This window comes from Streptomyces sp. NPDC001848 (assembly GCF_042891915.1).
Lineage (GTDB): Bacteria > Actinomycetota > Actinomycetes > Streptomycetales > Streptomycetaceae > Streptomyces.
Map to the genome: position 1 here is coordinate 69,028 of NZ_JBIATP010000020.1, position 14,974 is coordinate 84,001.

General features: G+C 71.3%; 14 protein-coding genes and 1 tRNA gene. 7 read left to right on the top strand and 8 right to left on the bottom strand.

Annotated features, from left to right (window positions below; all coding sequences use genetic code 11):
• Nucleotides 1–27: 27 nt before the first annotated feature.
• The 3 genes from ACFYZJ_RS32970 to ACFYZJ_RS32980 form a co-directional block, all read right to left on the bottom strand.
• The gene (locus ACFYZJ_RS32970; RefSeq protein WP_388574168.1) at nucleotides 28–612 is read right to left on the bottom strand and encodes a hypothetical protein; all 585 of its coding nucleotides are present in this window, start codon (nucleotides 610–612) and stop codon (nucleotides 28–30) included.
• Between the two features lie 102 nt (nucleotides 613–714).
• Complete coding sequence (locus tag ACFYZJ_RS32975; protein WP_388574171.1) at nucleotides 715–1,557, bottom strand: MurR/RpiR family transcriptional regulator; 843 nt, start codon at nucleotides 1,555–1,557, stop codon at nucleotides 715–717.
• Nucleotides 1,554–3,062, bottom strand: a complete 1,509-nt coding sequence (locus ACFYZJ_RS32980; protein WP_388574173.1) for an aromatic amino acid ammonia-lyase — start codon at nucleotides 3,060–3,062, stop codon at nucleotides 1,554–1,556. The genes ACFYZJ_RS32975 and ACFYZJ_RS32980 overlap by 4 nt, the downstream gene beginning before the upstream one ends.
• Before the next feature lie 275 nt (nucleotides 3,063–3,337).
• On the opposite strand from ACFYZJ_RS32980, the gene ACFYZJ_RS32985 reads away from it, so the two are divergent.
• On the top strand, nucleotides 3,338–3,760 hold the full coding sequence (locus ACFYZJ_RS32985; protein ID WP_388574316.1) for a hypothetical protein: 423 nt from the start codon (nucleotides 3,338–3,340) through the stop codon (nucleotides 3,758–3,760).
• Between the two features lie 342 nt (nucleotides 3,761–4,102).
• On the opposite strand, the gene ACFYZJ_RS32990 is transcribed toward ACFYZJ_RS32985, so the two are convergent.
• Nucleotides 4,103–5,491, bottom strand: coding sequence for a cystathionine beta-synthase (locus tag ACFYZJ_RS32990; RefSeq protein ID WP_388574176.1), 1,389 nt, complete (start codon nucleotides 5,489–5,491; stop codon nucleotides 4,103–4,105).
• A gap of 198 nt (nucleotides 5,492–5,689) precedes the next feature.
• Here ACFYZJ_RS32990 and ACFYZJ_RS32995 point away from each other — a divergent pair, with 198 nt between their 5' ends.
• The 3 genes from ACFYZJ_RS32995 (at nucleotide 5,690) to ACFYZJ_RS33005 (ending at nucleotide 9,409) form a co-directional block, all read left to right on the top strand.
• Entirely contained in the window at nucleotides 5,690–6,760 is a 1,071-nt protein-coding gene (locus ACFYZJ_RS32995) for an SGNH/GDSL hydrolase family protein (RefSeq protein ID WP_388574179.1), read from the top strand.
• A gap of 366 nt (nucleotides 6,761–7,126) precedes the next feature.
• The gene (locus tag ACFYZJ_RS33000; RefSeq protein ID WP_388574182.1) at nucleotides 7,127–8,344 is read left to right on the top strand and encodes an acetyl-CoA C-acetyltransferase; all 1,218 of its coding nucleotides are present in this window, start codon (nucleotides 7,127–7,129) and stop codon (nucleotides 8,342–8,344) included.
• A gap of 267 nt (nucleotides 8,345–8,611) precedes the next feature.
• Nucleotides 8,612–9,409, top strand: a complete 798-nt coding sequence (locus ACFYZJ_RS33005) for a hypothetical protein (RefSeq protein WP_388574185.1) — start codon at nucleotides 8,612–8,614, stop codon at nucleotides 9,407–9,409.
• Between the two features lie 153 nt (nucleotides 9,410–9,562).
• Here ACFYZJ_RS33005 and ACFYZJ_RS33010 read toward each other — a convergent pair whose 3' ends face one another.
• The gene (locus ACFYZJ_RS33010) at nucleotides 9,563–9,874 is read right to left on the bottom strand and encodes a hypothetical protein (RefSeq protein WP_388574188.1); all 312 of its coding nucleotides are present in this window, start codon (nucleotides 9,872–9,874) and stop codon (nucleotides 9,563–9,565) included.
• Between the two features lie 101 nt (nucleotides 9,875–9,975).
• Between ACFYZJ_RS33010 and ACFYZJ_RS33015 the strand changes: the two genes are divergently transcribed.
• On the top strand, nucleotides 9,976–10,203 hold the full coding sequence (locus ACFYZJ_RS33015; RefSeq protein ID WP_388574191.1) for a DUF4287 domain-containing protein: 228 nt from the start codon (nucleotides 9,976–9,978) through the stop codon (nucleotides 10,201–10,203).
• A gap of 99 nt (nucleotides 10,204–10,302) precedes the next feature.
• Here the strand turns inward: ACFYZJ_RS33015 and ACFYZJ_RS33020 are convergent, their stop codons facing one another.
• Together ACFYZJ_RS33020 and ACFYZJ_RS33025 are read right to left on the bottom strand one after the other, a co-directional pair.
• On the bottom strand, nucleotides 10,303–11,205 hold the full coding sequence (locus tag ACFYZJ_RS33020; protein WP_388574194.1) for a Bax inhibitor-1/YccA family protein: 903 nt from the start codon (nucleotides 11,203–11,205) through the stop codon (nucleotides 10,303–10,305).
• 264 nt (nucleotides 11,206–11,469) lie between these two features.
• Nucleotides 11,470–12,645 (bottom strand): 4-hydroxybenzoate 3-monooxygenase, encoded by a 1,176-nt coding sequence (locus tag ACFYZJ_RS33025; RefSeq protein WP_388574197.1) that lies wholly within the window; start codon nucleotides 12,643–12,645, stop codon nucleotides 11,470–11,472.
• A gap of 361 nt (nucleotides 12,646–13,006) precedes the next feature.
• On the opposite strand from ACFYZJ_RS33025, the gene ACFYZJ_RS33030 reads away from it, so the two are divergent.
• Entirely contained in the window at nucleotides 13,007–13,489 is a 483-nt protein-coding gene (locus tag ACFYZJ_RS33030; RefSeq protein WP_388574200.1) for a hypothetical protein, read from the top strand.
• Nucleotides 13,490–13,580: 91 nt separating this feature from the next.
• Here ACFYZJ_RS33030 and ACFYZJ_RS33035 read toward each other — a convergent pair.
• A tRNA-Leu gene (locus tag ACFYZJ_RS33035) sits at nucleotides 13,581–13,664 on the bottom strand.
• A gap of 368 nt (nucleotides 13,665–14,032) precedes the next feature.
• On the opposite strand from ACFYZJ_RS33035, the gene ACFYZJ_RS33040 reads away from it, so the two are divergent.
• Nucleotides 14,033–14,851 carry an ABC transporter ATP-binding protein gene (locus tag ACFYZJ_RS33040; protein WP_388574203.1) on the top strand — a complete coding sequence of 273 codons (819 nt, stop codon included), beginning with the start codon at nucleotides 14,033–14,035 and terminating at the stop codon, nucleotides 14,849–14,851.
• Nucleotides 14,852–14,974: the final 123 nt, after the last annotated feature.

The window sequence follows — 14,974 nt, forward strand, 5'->3', positions numbered from 1 at the left end:
CCCCGCGCCAGTGCCCCGACAAGGGCGCTAGACCAGCTCGGCGGTACGGCGGCGCGCCCCGCCCGGGGCCGCGTCGCCGGCCGCGATGCCGGTGCTGCGGTAACCCTTGACCGGCTTGCCCGCGGGGGCGCCGCCCCGGCGGCCGAGCCAGTCGACGCGCACCCACAGCAGCACGTCGTCGGCCTTCTCCCGCCGCCCGAGCCAGGCGGCCTTCAGGCGCAGCCCGGCGCCGGTCCCGGCGAGCAGCATGCCCCCGGCGGCGGGCGCCGCGAAGGAGCTGCCGAGCGCGGCGGCGAACGCGGCGAGCAGCCACCAGCGGTGGCCGCGCCGCCAGGTGCGGACGGTGACCGCGCGGTCCTGCAGGACGTCGTACTTCCCGGCGCGGGCGGCACCGCGGACCAGGGCGGCGTACCGCTTGCGGCGCGACAGGGCGACGACGACGGTCGCGACGATGAACAGCGCGGCCCCGGACAGGACGCCGATCCGGAGCCCGGTCACACCGGGCACGAACGCCCCGATACCGGCCGCGAACACCCCCAACCACCACAGCGGTGCGGCCCCCGCTCGCACGACGACGGCCACCCGAGCCAGTCCGTGTCCTCCGCGCGCCACCTCAGCCTCCCGTCTCTCCTGTGAAGCGCCTCAGTAACGGCAGGCTAGCGAGGGAACGTGAGACGAGTCTGAAAAACCCCGCGCCAGGACGGAGGGACGGGGCTACTCGACGAACAGCCCCCGGGCCGCGGCCCGCGTGTCGAACTCCTCCAGGCGTGCCTGGGCGTCCGGCAGGTCGTCGCACATCGCTTCGAGGAGGACGCGGCCGAGCAGCATCGGCGCGCAGGCCGTGTCGAAGGCGAGCCCCGTGCCGACGGCGGCCGGCAGCAACAGGTCGGACACCTTGGCCACGGGCGCGAACGCCGAGTCGGCGACCGTCACCACCGTCAGGCCCGCCTCCCTGGCATACGCCAGCGTGTCGACGACCTCGCGCGGATGCCGGGGCAGCGCGAAGCAGAGCAGCGCGCTCGCACCCGCCCGTACGGCCGCGTCGATACGGTCCTGGAGCATCGTGCCGCCCTCGTCGAGCAGCCGGACGTCCGGGTGGACCTTCGCCGCGAAGTACGCGAAGCCGTACGCCTGGGAGGCCGCGGCGCGCAGGCCCAGCACGGGCAGGGGGCGGGAGGCGGCGAGGATCCGGCCGGCCTGCTGCACGGGCCGCGGGTCGGCCAGCACCTCCGCCAGGTGCTTCAGGTTCTCGATCTCGGCCTCGACGGCCTGCTGGTACTCGTTGAACACCCCGGATTCCGCGGCCGGTTCGGCGGGCGCGACCTCGCGCAGGTACTTGCGCAGCGCCGGGTAGCCGTCGAAGCCGAGAGCGACCGCGAAGCGGGTCACGGACGGCTGGCTGACGCCGGCGAGTTCGGCCAGCTCCACGCTCGACAGAAACGGCACGTCGGCGGCTCGCCGCACCATGCTGTGCGCGATGCGCCGCTGGGTCGGCGTGAGCCGGTGCCCTTCGAAGAGCGCCTGCAGCCGTGCCGCAGGGCTGTCGACCATGCTCATGAGGTGCTCCCCCTCCAGATGTCCGCGAACCGGTCCAGCAGCCTGGCCGCCTCCGCCACGTCGCCGGTGAGCGGCCGGTCGGCCGGGTCCGCGTCGAGGACCGACTCGGCGAGCCGGAACGCCCGGCCCACCGGAAGGTCCGGTTCGGGCACGGTGCCGCGCAGGCGCAGCGCCCGCACGGCGGCGACGAGTTCGCAGCCGACCACCAGACGGTACGCACCGCACGCGCGCAGCGTTTGACGCGCGGCGAGCGAGGCGAAGCTGGCCTGTTCCTCGACGCCCCGGGAGAGTACAGCGTGCCCGAGCGAGGCGGGCGCGGAGAACGCCCGCAGATCACCGAGGGCGGCCGCGGCCGCGTACTCCAGGATCATCACTCCGGAAGAGCCCGGCTCGCGGTCCGCGAGGAAGGGCCGCAGCTTGGTGTAGGCGGGTTCGTTCAGGCTCGACAGGCGGGACGTCGACAGGCGCGCGACCTGCGTCAGGGCGAGCCTGAAGTGATCCAGGGCGAGGGCGAGCTGGGCCAGGTAGAAACCGCCGTGGTGGTAGGCGGTCATGTCCTCGGGCGAGATCAGCGGGTTCTCCCCGGCCGAGTTGATCTCGACGGTGAGGACGTCCTCCAGCGCGTCCGCCGCGTCGTGCGCGGGGCCGTGGATCTGGGGCAGGCAGCGGAAGCCGTACGGATCCTGGATTCGGCCCAGCGGTGGCGTGGGGCGATCGGCGGCGCCGGTCAACTCCCGCATGCGGCGGGCGACGTCGACGGAGCCCCGGTGCGGCCGGGCGGCGTGCACGGGGGCCGCGTACGGCTCGTGCGAGCCGTCCACCGCGAGCAGGGAGAGCGCGGCGACGACCTGGGTGGCGCCGATCAGTCCGCGCAGCTCGTGCACCGCGAGCGCAGACTGGCCCAGGGTGAGGGCGTTGCTGCTGATGAGGGCGAGGGCGTCGTTGTTGTCGAGCGGCTGGGCCTCCGGTGCCACCGCGCCCCGCCAGGGGTGCTCCCCGGCGAGCGCGAGACCGACCTGCGCCAGCGCCGCGATGTCGCCGGTGCCGACGGACCCGAACTCGTTGACGACCGGGTACGCCCCGCTGTCCAGCGCCTCGCACAGCGCGGTGATCACACTCGGCCGCAGTCCCGCCCCGCCCACGAGCAGCTGATTGGCCCGTATGGCCAGCATGGCCCGGACCTGCCGCTCAGGCAGCTCCTCGCCGATCGCTCCGGCGTGGCTGCGCAGCAGCCGCAGGCCGTGCCCGGCGGCTGCCTCCGTGGGCACGTCCTCGGTCCGGTTGGCGCCGACGCCGGTCGAGCGGCCGTACACACGGCCCGTCGCCGCGATCCGCCGGGCGGCGTCCCAGGACTCCTCCACGCGCTTCATCGCCTCGGCGCCGGGGACCGGTCGTGCGGCGCCGTCGGCGAGGCGTACGACGTCCTCCACGCCCAGCCCTACGCCGTCGAGGACCACCGGCCCGGAAAGCGTCCGACGCGGAGCGTCCACGGCCCGAGACGCCATAAGGCTCAAACTCCCCTCAGCCCCGGACATCCGATCTTGCCTTCCGTCGTCCGTCACCTCGGATCAACACCGGAGCGTTGACGACCTATTCACACACCAAGAACTCTGCATGACGTTATACAGTCGGGCAAGGGACATCTCACGATCCGGTTCGACACGGTCCACAAGCGCGTCCCCCACCGCCTCGGATCCTCCCGGCAGGCCCGACCCGAACCGGGGGGCTAACCCCAGTGCGCCGAGGCTGCCGCCTGCCTACCGTGGGGCGCATGACCGGAATGGACGCGCGGGACACCGACCTGAAGAAGGAACTCAACGCCACCCTGCAGGCCCGCAGGGAACTGGGCGAGGAGTACGAGTCGGCGCTGGTCGAATCCTTCCTGGAGAAGGTCGACCAGCGCATCGACGGCGCGATCGACCGCCGGGTGCGGCGGCAGCTGGCCGAGCAGCAGATGGTGGTGGCCCGCGGCGCCCGGTCCCCCCGGGCGACGGACTCCTGGGGCGAGCGCTTCGGCTTCGGCATCGTGTCGCTGGTGGTGGCGATCCCACTCTCGGCGATCGGCGGATCGTTCGGAGGCATGTCCGGCCTGCTGGCCAGCTGGGTGGGAATCGTCGGCGTCAACGTGGTCCAGGCCGCCCGTATCAACCCCGACCTCTTCCGCCGCCACAAGTCCCGGCGGAACAGCGAGTGGGAGGACTGACCCTCAGCCGCAAAGGGCGGTGTCGCGGGGACCGCCGCACCCCCGTTGCCGGGGGGCGGGACGACGGCGGTCCCCGCGAGGGACGCGGGCCGGGTCAGGGCCGGGCTTGCGCGTCCATGGCGTCCATGGAGGTCCGGGAGCCGCTCCGGAGGTCCTTGGCGCCGTTCGCTGCCGACTGGAGCGGGGAGCCGCTCCCACCCCTGCCGACACCCACCAATGTGCCGGACGCGTGTTAAGCGGGTGCTGCGCGGACGTGACGCGCTCGTACCACTTCCGAGAAGGCGCTCTTCCCGCGCGTCACCGGAAGTTCCCCGGTGACACGCCCGGTTCACCGGAGGTTCGCTACTGCTTTCCCCCCTTGGCCAGGAACGCCAGCAGGTCCTGCCGGCTGACCACTCCGGTCGGCTTGCCCTCGACCAGGACGATCGCCGCGTCGGCCGCGCCGAGCACGGACATCAGGTCCGCGACCGGCTCACCGGAGCCGACCTGCGGCAGCGGCGGGGACATGTGCTTCTCCAGCGGGTCGTCGAGGGAGGCGTGCTTGGTGAACAGGGCCGCCAGCAGCTCGCGTTCGACGACGGACCCCACGACCTCGGCGGCCATCACATCCGGGTGGCCCGCGCCCGGCTTGACGATCGGCATCTGCGAGACGCCGTACTCGCGCAGCACCTCGATGGCCTGGCCGACGGTTTCGTCCGGGTGCATGTGGACGAGGGAGGGGATGGCGCCCTCCTTGTCCCTGAGCACGTCACCGACGCGCGCGCTCGGGCCCGTGTCCTCGAGGAAGCCGTAGTCGGCCATCCACTCGTCGTTGAAGATCTTGCTGAGGTAACCGCGTCCGCTGTCGGGCAGGAGCACCACCACGACGTCGTCCGGCCCGAGCCGCTCGGCGACCCTCAGCGCGGCGACGACGGCCATGCCGCAGGAGCCGCCCACCAGCAGGCCCTCCTCCCGGGCCAGCCGCCGGGTCATCTGGAAGGAGTCCTTGTCGGAGACGGCGATGATCTCGTCGGCGACGGTGGGGTCGTAGGCGGTCGGCCAGAAGTCCTCACCGACGCCCTCGACGAGGTACGGGCGTCCGGAGCCGCCGGAGTAGACGGAGCCCTCGGGGTCGGCGCCGATGACCTTGACCCGGCCGTCGCTGACGTCCTTCAGGTAGCGGCCGGTGCCGGAGATGGTGCCGCCGGTTCCGACGCCGGCGACGAAGTGGGTGATCTTCCCCTCCGTCTGCTCCCACAGCTCGGGGCCGGTGGAGTGATAGTGCGACAGGGGGTTGTTGGGGTTGGAGTACTGGTCCGGCTTCCAGGCACCCGGGGTCTCGCGGACGAGCCGGTCGGAGACGTTGTAGTACGAGTCGGGGTGTTCCGGGGCCACCGCCGTCGGGCACACGACCACCTCGGCGCCGTACGCGCGCAGCACGTTGATCTTGTCGGTGGAGACCTTGTCCGGGCAGACGAAGATGCACTTGTAGCCCTTCTGCTGGGCCACGATCGCAAGGCCGACGCCCGTGTTGCCGCTGGTCGGCTCGACGATCGTGCCGCCCGGCTTGAGCTCGCCGCTCTGCTCGGCCGCCTCGATCATGCGCAGGGCGATGCGGTCCTTGACGGAACCGCCGGGGTTGAAGTACTCGACCTTCGCGAGAACGGTCGCCTTGATGCCGGCGGTCACGCGGTTGAGCCTGACCAGCGGGGTGTTGCCGACCAGGCTGATCATCGAGTCGTGGAATTGCACCGTTGTCTCCGGTTGCTGCACAGGAAGTGGTCGTGATGGTTCCGCCAGCGTAAGCGCTCGTACCGCCGGGACGGGTGCGCTGCGGGAAGGAGCCGTCGGGCGCGGGCCGTCCCGGGCGTTCACGCGTCGTTGAGATTGGGCGACGGGGAGTACGGGGCAAGCAGTGGATGTACGGCTACGAGGAGGTGGCGGCGACGCATGTCGAGCATGTCGAGGGCGAGAGCGGCCCGGCGCATCGCGGCGGGCGCGGCGTACGGCGGCGGCGGTATCGGCCTGGTCGGGGCGGCCGCCGTCGGGCTGCTGGTCGCCGAGGTACAGCTGGCCAAGCGCCACGTGGGCAACGGACACAGCCCGCATCCACCGAGCGCGGACGGCCTGTACGGGTGGGGGTCCCCCCGCTCGAGCGCAGCCGGGAGTGGGGGAGGCTACAGCGTCCTGGGCGAACCACCGCTGAGGCTGGTGATGCTCGGCGACTCCACCGCCGCGGGACAGGGCGTGCACCGCTCCCGGCAGACGCCGGGGGCGCTGCTGGCGTCGGGGCTGGCGGCGGTGGCGGAACGCCCGGTGCAGTTGCGCGTCGTCGCCCTCCCCGGGGCGCAGTCGGACGACCTGGACCGTCAGGTGGCGCTGACGCTGGAGGACCACGACCGGGTCCCCGACATCTGCGTCATCATGATCGGCGCGAACGACGTGACGCACCGGATGCCGCCGACGCGCTCGGTGCGGTACCTGTCGGCGGCGGTGCGGCGCCTGCGCACGGCGGGCGCGGAGGTGGTCGTCGGCACCTGCCCCGACCTGGGCACGATCGAGCCGGTGCAGCAACCGCTGCGGTGGCTGGCCCGCCGGGCCTCCCGGCAGCTGGCTGCGGCCCAGACGATCGGGGTCGTGGAGCAGGGCGGCCGGACCGTATCCCTGGGCGACCTGCTGGGCCCGGAGTTCGAGGCGAACCCTCGGGAACTGTTCGGCCCCGACAACTACCACCCCTCGGCGGAGGGGTACGCCACGGCGGCGATGGCGGTCCTGCCGACGGTGTGCGCGGCGCTCGGCCTGTGGCCGGCGGACGAGGAGCGCCCGGACGCGTCCCGCCGCGAGGGCTTCCTGCCGGTGGCCCGGGCCGCGGCGGAGGCCGCGGACGAGGCCGGTACGGAGGTCACGGCCGCGCTGCCGACGGGCCCACGGGGCCCATGGGCCCTGCTCAAGCGCCGCCGTCGCCGCCGCCTGCCGACACCGGAGGCGGCCCCGACCACGGCCCCGGAACCGTCCGTGTGACGCCGGGGGCTCCCCCGCCCCACCCTTGTTCAGCGCCGGTCGGCAACAACCAGCCTGTCTGACGATCGAGGACGAGGCCGTTCAGGCCGAAGCGGGGGTCTGGGGCGCAGCTCCCAGGGACGGGAAGGGTGGGGGCGGCGGGGGCGAAAACCCATGCTCGGCCCCGGCCAACCACCCCGCCCGACCCGCCCCGGCCCATCCCCGTCACCGCAACGCACCCCGCACCCCTCCCGACCCAACCGCCGGCGGCCCAAGCAAGCGCTTAGAAAATTGCGGTCGGAGTCACACCCTCACGCCAGTGACCTCCACCGTACGTACGGGTAACTTCCCCCACAGCCCTGCTCACCCTCGCGCAATGGAGCCGTGATGCCCGAAGCCGTCATCGTCTCGACCGCCCGTTCCCCGATCGGCCGTGCCTTCAAGGGCTCCCTGAAGGATCTCCGCCCGGACGACCTCACCGCCACGATCATCCAGGCCGCCCTCGACAAGGTCCCCGCCCTGGACCCGAAGGACATCGACGACCTGATGCTCGGCTGCGGCCTCCCCGGCGGCGAGCAGGGCCACAACCTCGGTCGTGTCGTCGCCGTGCAGATGGGGATGGACCACCTCCCCGGCTGCACCATCACCCGTTACTGTTCCTCGTCCCTCCAGACCTCCCGCATGGCCCTGCACGCCATCAAGGCCGGCGAGGGCGACGTCTTCATCTCCGCGGGCGTCGAGATGGTCAGCCGCAGCGTCAACGGCACCTCCGACACCCCGGACACCCACAACCCCCTCTTCGCCGAGGCCGAGGCCCGTACCGCCGCGGTCGCCGAGTCCGAGGGTGCCGACTGGCACGACCCGCGCGAGGACGGCCTGCTGCCCGACCCGTACATCGCGATGGGCCAGACCGCCGAGAACCTCGCCCGGCTCAAGGGCATCACCCGTGAGGAGATGGACGAGTTCGGCGTCCGCTCGCAGAACCTCGCCGAGCAGGCCATCGCCAAGGGTTTCTGGGAGCGCGAGATCACCCCGGTGACCCTCCCGGACGGCACGGTCGTCAGCAAGGACGACGGGCCGCGTCCCGGGGTGACCCTGGAGGGCGTGGCCGGCCTCAAGCCCGTCTTCCGGCCCGACGGCCGTGTCACCGCCGGTAACTGCTGCCCCCTGAACGACGGCGCCGCCGCCCTGGTCATCATGAGCGACACCAAGGCCCGGGAGCTGGGGCTCACGCCGCTCGCGCGGATCGTGTCCACCGGCGTCTCCGGGCTGTCGCCGGAAATCATGGGGTACGGCCCCGTGGAGGCCAGCAAGCAGGCCCTCAGGCGCGCCGGTCTGACCATCGACGACATCGACCTCGTCGAGATCAACGAGGCCTTCGCCGCCCAGGTGATCCCCTCCTACCGCGACCTGAACATCCCGCTGGAGAAGCTGAACGTCAACGGCGGTGCCATCGCCGTCGGCCACCCCTTCGGGATGACCGGCGCCCGCATCACCGGCACGCTGATCAACTCCCTCCAGTGGCACGACAAGCAGTTCGGCCTGGAGACGATGTGCGTCGGCGGCGGCCAGGGCATGGCCATGGTCATCGAGCGCCTCAGCTGACCCTCGCCCGCACCGTCCGCGCAACGGCCCGGAGCTCCGTCGTCCCCAGGATCCGGCAGAGCTTCGGGCCGATTTGTGATTCAATCTCCCCCAGGATGTGACCTATCTCCCTCCGGAGGGGATTCACGCAGGTCACAGCGGCTCCCCCGCTGAACAGTGAGGGCAACCTCATGTCCGTTTCGTGACGTTACGCACTGACAGCTGGTCAGTCCACCCTTCAAGCTGATGTAGGAAGTCGGGGGCCGACCTTCAACCAGGAGTACGTCAGTGAGCGCCATGCCGATAGCTCTGCTGCTCACCACCGCCGCGACGGCGGGCGTGGGCGTCGCCGTCCTGTGCAGCGTGCGGGCGCTGCGCCGACAGGTCGCGGCCCTGCACGCCGACCTCGCCGAGAGCCGTGCCGTGCAGGCACGCGGGCTGGTGCCCGCCGCCCGTACCGCGGCCGACGCGGAGGAGATACGCGCCGCCGTGGCCGACGCGCTCGCGGAGGAGCGGGAGCGCGAGCTGGCCGAGGCACGTGCCTTCTGGGCTGCCCAGGAGGCCCGCGACATCGCCGACGCCCCCTCTCTGTTCGGCCTGCCCGACAGTGAGCTGTTCCTGCCCCGTCCCGCGGACTTCGCGGGCCTGGAGCACGACAGTCTGGAACCGGTGACCGAGGCCGGTGCCGATGAGACCGAGTTCCCCGGGGACTCCCCCGAACTGGCCGCCGCCCGCCGCCGTCACCCCTCACACCCCGACTTCGTCCCGGCGCCGTCCCCCGTCGTCGGCGACCACGAGCGCACGGTCGCCTGCCTGGAGAGGCTGGCCGACGCCGGCACCGAACTCGCCGACGTCCGACCGGGCCCGCTGGGCACCCTGGACGTGTACGTCTTCGCGGACGGTACGACGCTGTGCATGACCCCGGGCCACCGCGAGACCGCGGAGCGCCTGGCCGCCGCCCTGACCGCCGGCCACGCCCCGGTCCTGCTCGGCGGCTCGGGCATCTCGGGCGGGTACGCACTCACGTTCACCTGCGGCGAGGAGAGCGTCTACGTCCTCGCGGACCGCGTCATCGCCTCGCTGTAGTAACGCCGTCACGCCTCAAGCCGTCACGCCGTCTCGCCGTCAGCGTGTCTCGCGTCACGCTGCCACACTCCGACGCCACCACCCGTCACAGCGCAGGATCACGCCGGGGAACGGGATTCGGCCCTCATGCCCCGGCGCGTTTTCTGCGCCTCCTCACACCCCGGCGCGTTTCTGTGCCTCCTGCACCAGCGCCACGGCCTCGGCGAGTTCCCTCTCGTCCCGCAGGACCAGGGCCAGATCGTGCCCGGCGACCGTGATCTGGTCGGCGGCCGCGAACATGCCCGCGTCCGGCATCTCCCGCGGCTCGGCCGATGGGTCCTCCAGGAGCTGGGCACGACGCGCCAACTCCCTGGCGAGCGCGAGCGCTTCGGCCGCCGCGCCCCGTTGCAGCCGGCTCTGCGGAGCGGCCCGCAACCGGTCGGCGAAGTGATCCACGGCCCGGGTCAAAGGCGTCGTATCAAGCACGCGGCGAGCGTACGCGTCGCGGCAGCACTGTTGCCAACGGGCGAACGCTCAGGCACGGTGACCTGAAGGACCGGCTTCATCGAGTGCGTCCGGAGGCGCCGATGTCCCAAGTCTTCTCCGAGGAGACCCATCGCAATCTGCTCGCCCGTATCCCCCACTGCACCGGTCGTGAAGTGTCCGACTGGTTGCGAACCGTCGACGAAGGCCCCGCTCTCTGCTTCGAGGAGAAGGTCAGCTGGCTCCGGCACGAGCACAATCTCGCGTACGGCCACGCCAAGGCGATCATCCACGAGTACGACCTGAGGAGGGCCGCGCGCAAGCTGCTGTGAGCCGCGCACACTGAAAGGGCCCGTGAACAACGGTTCACGGGCCCTTCACAGTGCGTGCCGGGGGCGCTCGGGAACGGTCCCGGAGCCCCCCGGCGGCGACTAGTCGTTGCTACTGAAGATCGCGACGAGCCGCAGCATCTCCACGTAGATCCACACGAGGGTCATGGTCAGGCCGAACGCCGCCAGCCAGGCCTCCTCGCGCGGCGCCCCGTACGCGATCCCGTCCTCGATCTGCTTGAAGTCGAGCGTCAGGAAGAACGCACCGAGCAGGATCGCGATGACGCCGACCAGCGCGCCCAGCGGCCCCATGCTGCGCAGCCCGCCGCCCGGCGCGACGCCGAACGCGACCAGCAGCAGGTTGACCGCCATGGTCAGGACGAAAGCGATGGCGATGGCCATGCCGATCCGGGCATACCGAGCGGTGACGCGGATCCAGCCCGCCTTGTAGACGAGCAGGGTCGCGCCCGAGACCGCCATCGTGCCGAGCACGGCCTGGAACGGTGCGCCGTGCCACTGCGCGTTGTACATCTCGCTGATGACGCCGAGGAAGACGCCCTCGAAGGCGGCGTATCCCAGGATCAGCGCGGGCGACGGCGTGCGCTTGAAGGACTGCACCATCGCCAGGACGAACGCGACCAGCGCGGAACCGAACGCGAGACCGAAGCTGGTGGACGAGACCGGCAGCAGCGCCCAGGCGAGGATCGCGCCGACGGCGACCGTGCCGAGCGTCATCGCCGAGCGCATGACGACGTCGTCCATCGTCATCCGGCCGGGGGCGGCCGGGGCCTGCGGCGGGGCGCCGTACTGCGTCTGCTGTCCGTACGGGTTCTGGGCGTAAGGGTTCTGTGCGTAGGGGTTGCCGCTCGCGTACGGGTTCTGCGCGTACGGGTTGCCCTGCGTGCCGACGGCGGCTCCCCCGGCCTGCGGCGCGGTGTTGAAGCCCGCGTAGCCGTTGTCGCGGCTGAACCCCCGTCGCGAGAAGACCGGGTTGCTGCTCCTCATTTCACTCCTCCATGACCACCCTTCGTGGCCTTGGCTCAAGAGTAATGGACAGGCAAAGAATTGGCCGTACTGCTTGAGGAGGATCTTTCCCTCCTCCTCGCGCGCAACACGCTACGCGCTGGTGTGATTCCCGGCGAGGATCCGTCTCATCCATGACGAAGCCGGTACAAAGTCGAGACCGGCCACCGATCATCCGGGCGAGCGACCGGTTGCCCTTTCGCCCTGACGGGTGACAGCACCCCACTTGGAAGTCACCGCCGGACGTCACCCGAGGGGGAAGCCCGTGTACCCGTCGGCGAGGTCGGTCTCGGCGGCGCGGGAGGTGGTGAGCCGTTCCAGCCGGGCCAGTTGGATGCGGTCGTCGAACGGCGTGGCGTCCGGGGCACGGTGCAGCAGCGTGGTCATCTCGTACGAGAACCGCTCCGCCTGCCAGACGCGGCGCAGACAGGTCTCGGAGTAGGCGTCGAGCAGCTCACCGGAGCCCGTCTCCTGCTGGTGCGTCAGCGCCCGCGCGAAGGTGACGACGTCGCCGACGGCGAGGTTGAGCCCCTTGGCACCGGTGGGCGGCACGATGTGGGCGGCGTCCCCGGCGAGGAAGAGCCGGCCGTGGCGCATCGGCTCGTGGACGTAACTGCGCATCGGGGTCACCGACTTGGAGGTGATGGGACCCCGGGCGAGCTGCCAGCCGTCGGCGGTCTCGAAGCGGCGCTCCAGCTCGTCCCAGATCCGTTCGTCGGCCCAGTCCTCGGCGTCGGTGCCCTCGGGTACCTGGAGGTAGAGGCGGGTGACGGACGGGGATCGCATGCTCAGCAGGGCGAAGCCGCGGTCGTGGCGGGCGTAGACGAGTTCGTCGTGCGAGGGCGCGACATCGGCGAGGATGCCGAGCCAGCCGAATGGGTACGTACGTTCGAAGACGCGGGACAGTCCGGCGGGAACCGCCTTGCGGGACACGCCCCAGAAGCCGTCGCAGCCCACAACGTACTCGCACTCCAGGACGTCCTCGCCGCCCTCGTACCGGAAGCGCACCCGCGGGCTGTCGCCGTCGGCGCCCTCGACGGCGAGCGCCTCGGCCTGGAACAGCAGCGGGCCGCCCTCCTTGAGCTGGAGCGCGATGAGGTCCTTGCAGACCTCGGTCTGCGCGTACACCATCACGGAGCGCCCCCCGGTGAGCGCGGGGAAGTCGACGCGGTGGCGGCGGCCCGCGAAACGCAGCTCGATCCCGTCGTGGCGCAGCCCCTCACGGTCCATGCGCTCCCCCGCCCCGGCGGCCCGCAGCACGTCGACGGACCCCTGCTCCAGGATCCCGGCCCGCTGGCGCCGCTCGACGTAGGCCCGGTCGCGGGCCTCCAGCACGACGGAGTCGATGCCGGCGTTGTGCAGCAGCCGCGCGAGCAGCAGCCCGGCGGGTCCCGCTCCGATGATGCCGACGGTGGTACGCATCCCGATGCCCCTTCGCCCGACTGTTCGCATAGTGAAAATTAGTTCACTTAATGGTGGAGTGAGTCTCCGACCGCGGGGCCCTCCTGTCAACGACTACTCCTCTCGTTGTTTCCGGAACCGGGCCGTGCGCATCGGGCGGGCAAGCAGGACATTGACGCGGGAACGGATGAAACGATGCCTTCCGGGCAGAACGGCTCCGGCGTGCCATGACGACGGAGCCCTGGTGGCACAGCCTGCCATCACTGAGGTACGGCGCTCCCGAAGCCACCGTTCGGCTCATCAGCGGTGGTGGGGCGCGGCGGCCGTGCCCAAGGTGGAGCTGGCGGGGGCGCGGGCAGGGACGACGGCCGGGAGGACACGCGTGGTACTCGATGAGGTCCAGCTGCTCAAGGCTGGGGAGCAGCGGCTCGAGGACATCTTCCGTGCGAGTCCGCCCGGCGAGATCCCGAGGGGTCCGCTGGAGGGTACGGCGATCCTGCCGTGGGCCGGATCGGCGGGAGCCCGGCTCATCGCCGTGTTCGTGAGCCTCGGCCTGTGGCGGGGCAAGGTCTTCAGCCCGGACGGTCATCTCAGCAACCGGTTCACGCCGCTGGACGTGCTCGCCGTCGTCGCCAAGGTCGCAGTGGGGCCGAGCCGGCTGGACGGCACCGACTGCATCGTCGTCGACTACTCGCGGACATCCCTGCTGGCCATGGGCGTACGGGACGAGGTGCGCCAGGTGGCCCCGAACCTGTACCTGGGCCTCGTCTGGCTGTTCGGCCACAAGGTCGGCTGGTTCTCGCTGCGGTTGCCGGGAGCCGCGACCACGAAGCCCGCGGCCCACCTCGACGAAACGTATCTCTGACCACACGCCCCTGACAGCATCCGCCCGCGCGGCCGGGGCGGCGCGTCGGTGACGAGCCGGCCGATGACCATGCCGGCCGTGTCCTCGGAAGTGCCCGGAGCCGGACTCGAACCGGCACGCCCGCGAAGGGGCAGCGAGGTTTAAGCTCGCCGTGTCTGCATTCCACCATCCGGGCAGGCCGTGGGCTCCGAAATCGAGCGCTCCGAGCCTATCGGGACGCATCACCCGAACAGCCGACCGGCGATGCGATGTTGTCTTATTTTATTGGCGCCTGAGGGTGCATCAGCACTCGGTACGGGCCATCCGCACTTGCCAAATAGCCTTTCGGGGAAGCGCCGCCCTTGGATGTGAAATGACGGAATTTCACCGCCCTGAAGGAGGGCACGAGAGCGATTCCACAGGGAGTGAGCAACCGCTTTCCACGGCCGATGACTCAGGGGACCGTGTCATCCCCAGGTATGAGCCGGGCAGTGGCGGTCCGACCGAAGGCTGTCCCGGGAACGGGAGCAGCGGCTGACTCCACGGCGCCGACGGGCCGCGAGGATGGGGCATGTCCCCTTCACCGTCGCCGTCCCGACAGGAGCAGCTCCCGTGACCAGCACCTCTCTCGCCGACCGGACCACCGCGGTGGCCGCCCGCGCCACGGATCTGTCGAAGGTCTACGGTCAGGGCGAGACCCAGGTGGTGGCCCTGGACCGGGTCACCGTCGACTTCCAGCAGGCCAGGTTCACAGCGATCATGGGGCCCTCCGGCTCCGGCAAGTCGACGCTGATGCACTGCGTCGCCGGGCTCGACTCCTTCTCCTCCGGTTCCGTCCGCATCGGGGACGTCGAGCTGGGGGCGCTGAAGGACAAGCAGCTCACCCGGCTGCGGCGGGACAAGATCGGGTTCATCTTCCAGGCGTTCAACCTGCTGCCGACGCTGACCGCGCTGGAGAACATCACCCTCCCGATGGACATCGCGGGCCGCAAGCCGGACAAGCAGTGGCTGGACACGGTGATCCGGATGGTCGGCCTGTCGGACCGGTTGAGCCACCGGCCCGCGCAGCTGTCCGGTGGTCAGCAGCAGCGCGTGGCGGTGGCGCGGGCGCTCGCGTCCAAGCCGGACATCATCTTCGGCGACGAGCCGACCGGGAACCTGGACTCCCGCTCGGGCGCCGAGGTGCTGGGCTTTTTGCGCAACTCCGTACGGGAGTTGGGGCAGACGGTGGTGATGGTCACCCATGACCCGGTGGCGGCGGCGTACGCGGACCGGGTGATCTTCCTGGCGGACGGGCGGATCGTGGACGAACTGCACGGGCCGAGTGCGGAGGGGGTGCTGGACCGCATGAAGCGGTTCGACGCGAAGGGCCGCACGTCCTGACGCGGGCTGCCCCACCACCCCACCGGGGCTGCGCCCCGGACCCCCGACCGGCCTGAACGGCCTCGTCCGCGACCTCCTCCGAACTCTTCGAGCAGGGGGACCCGGGGACGGGCTGACAACCAG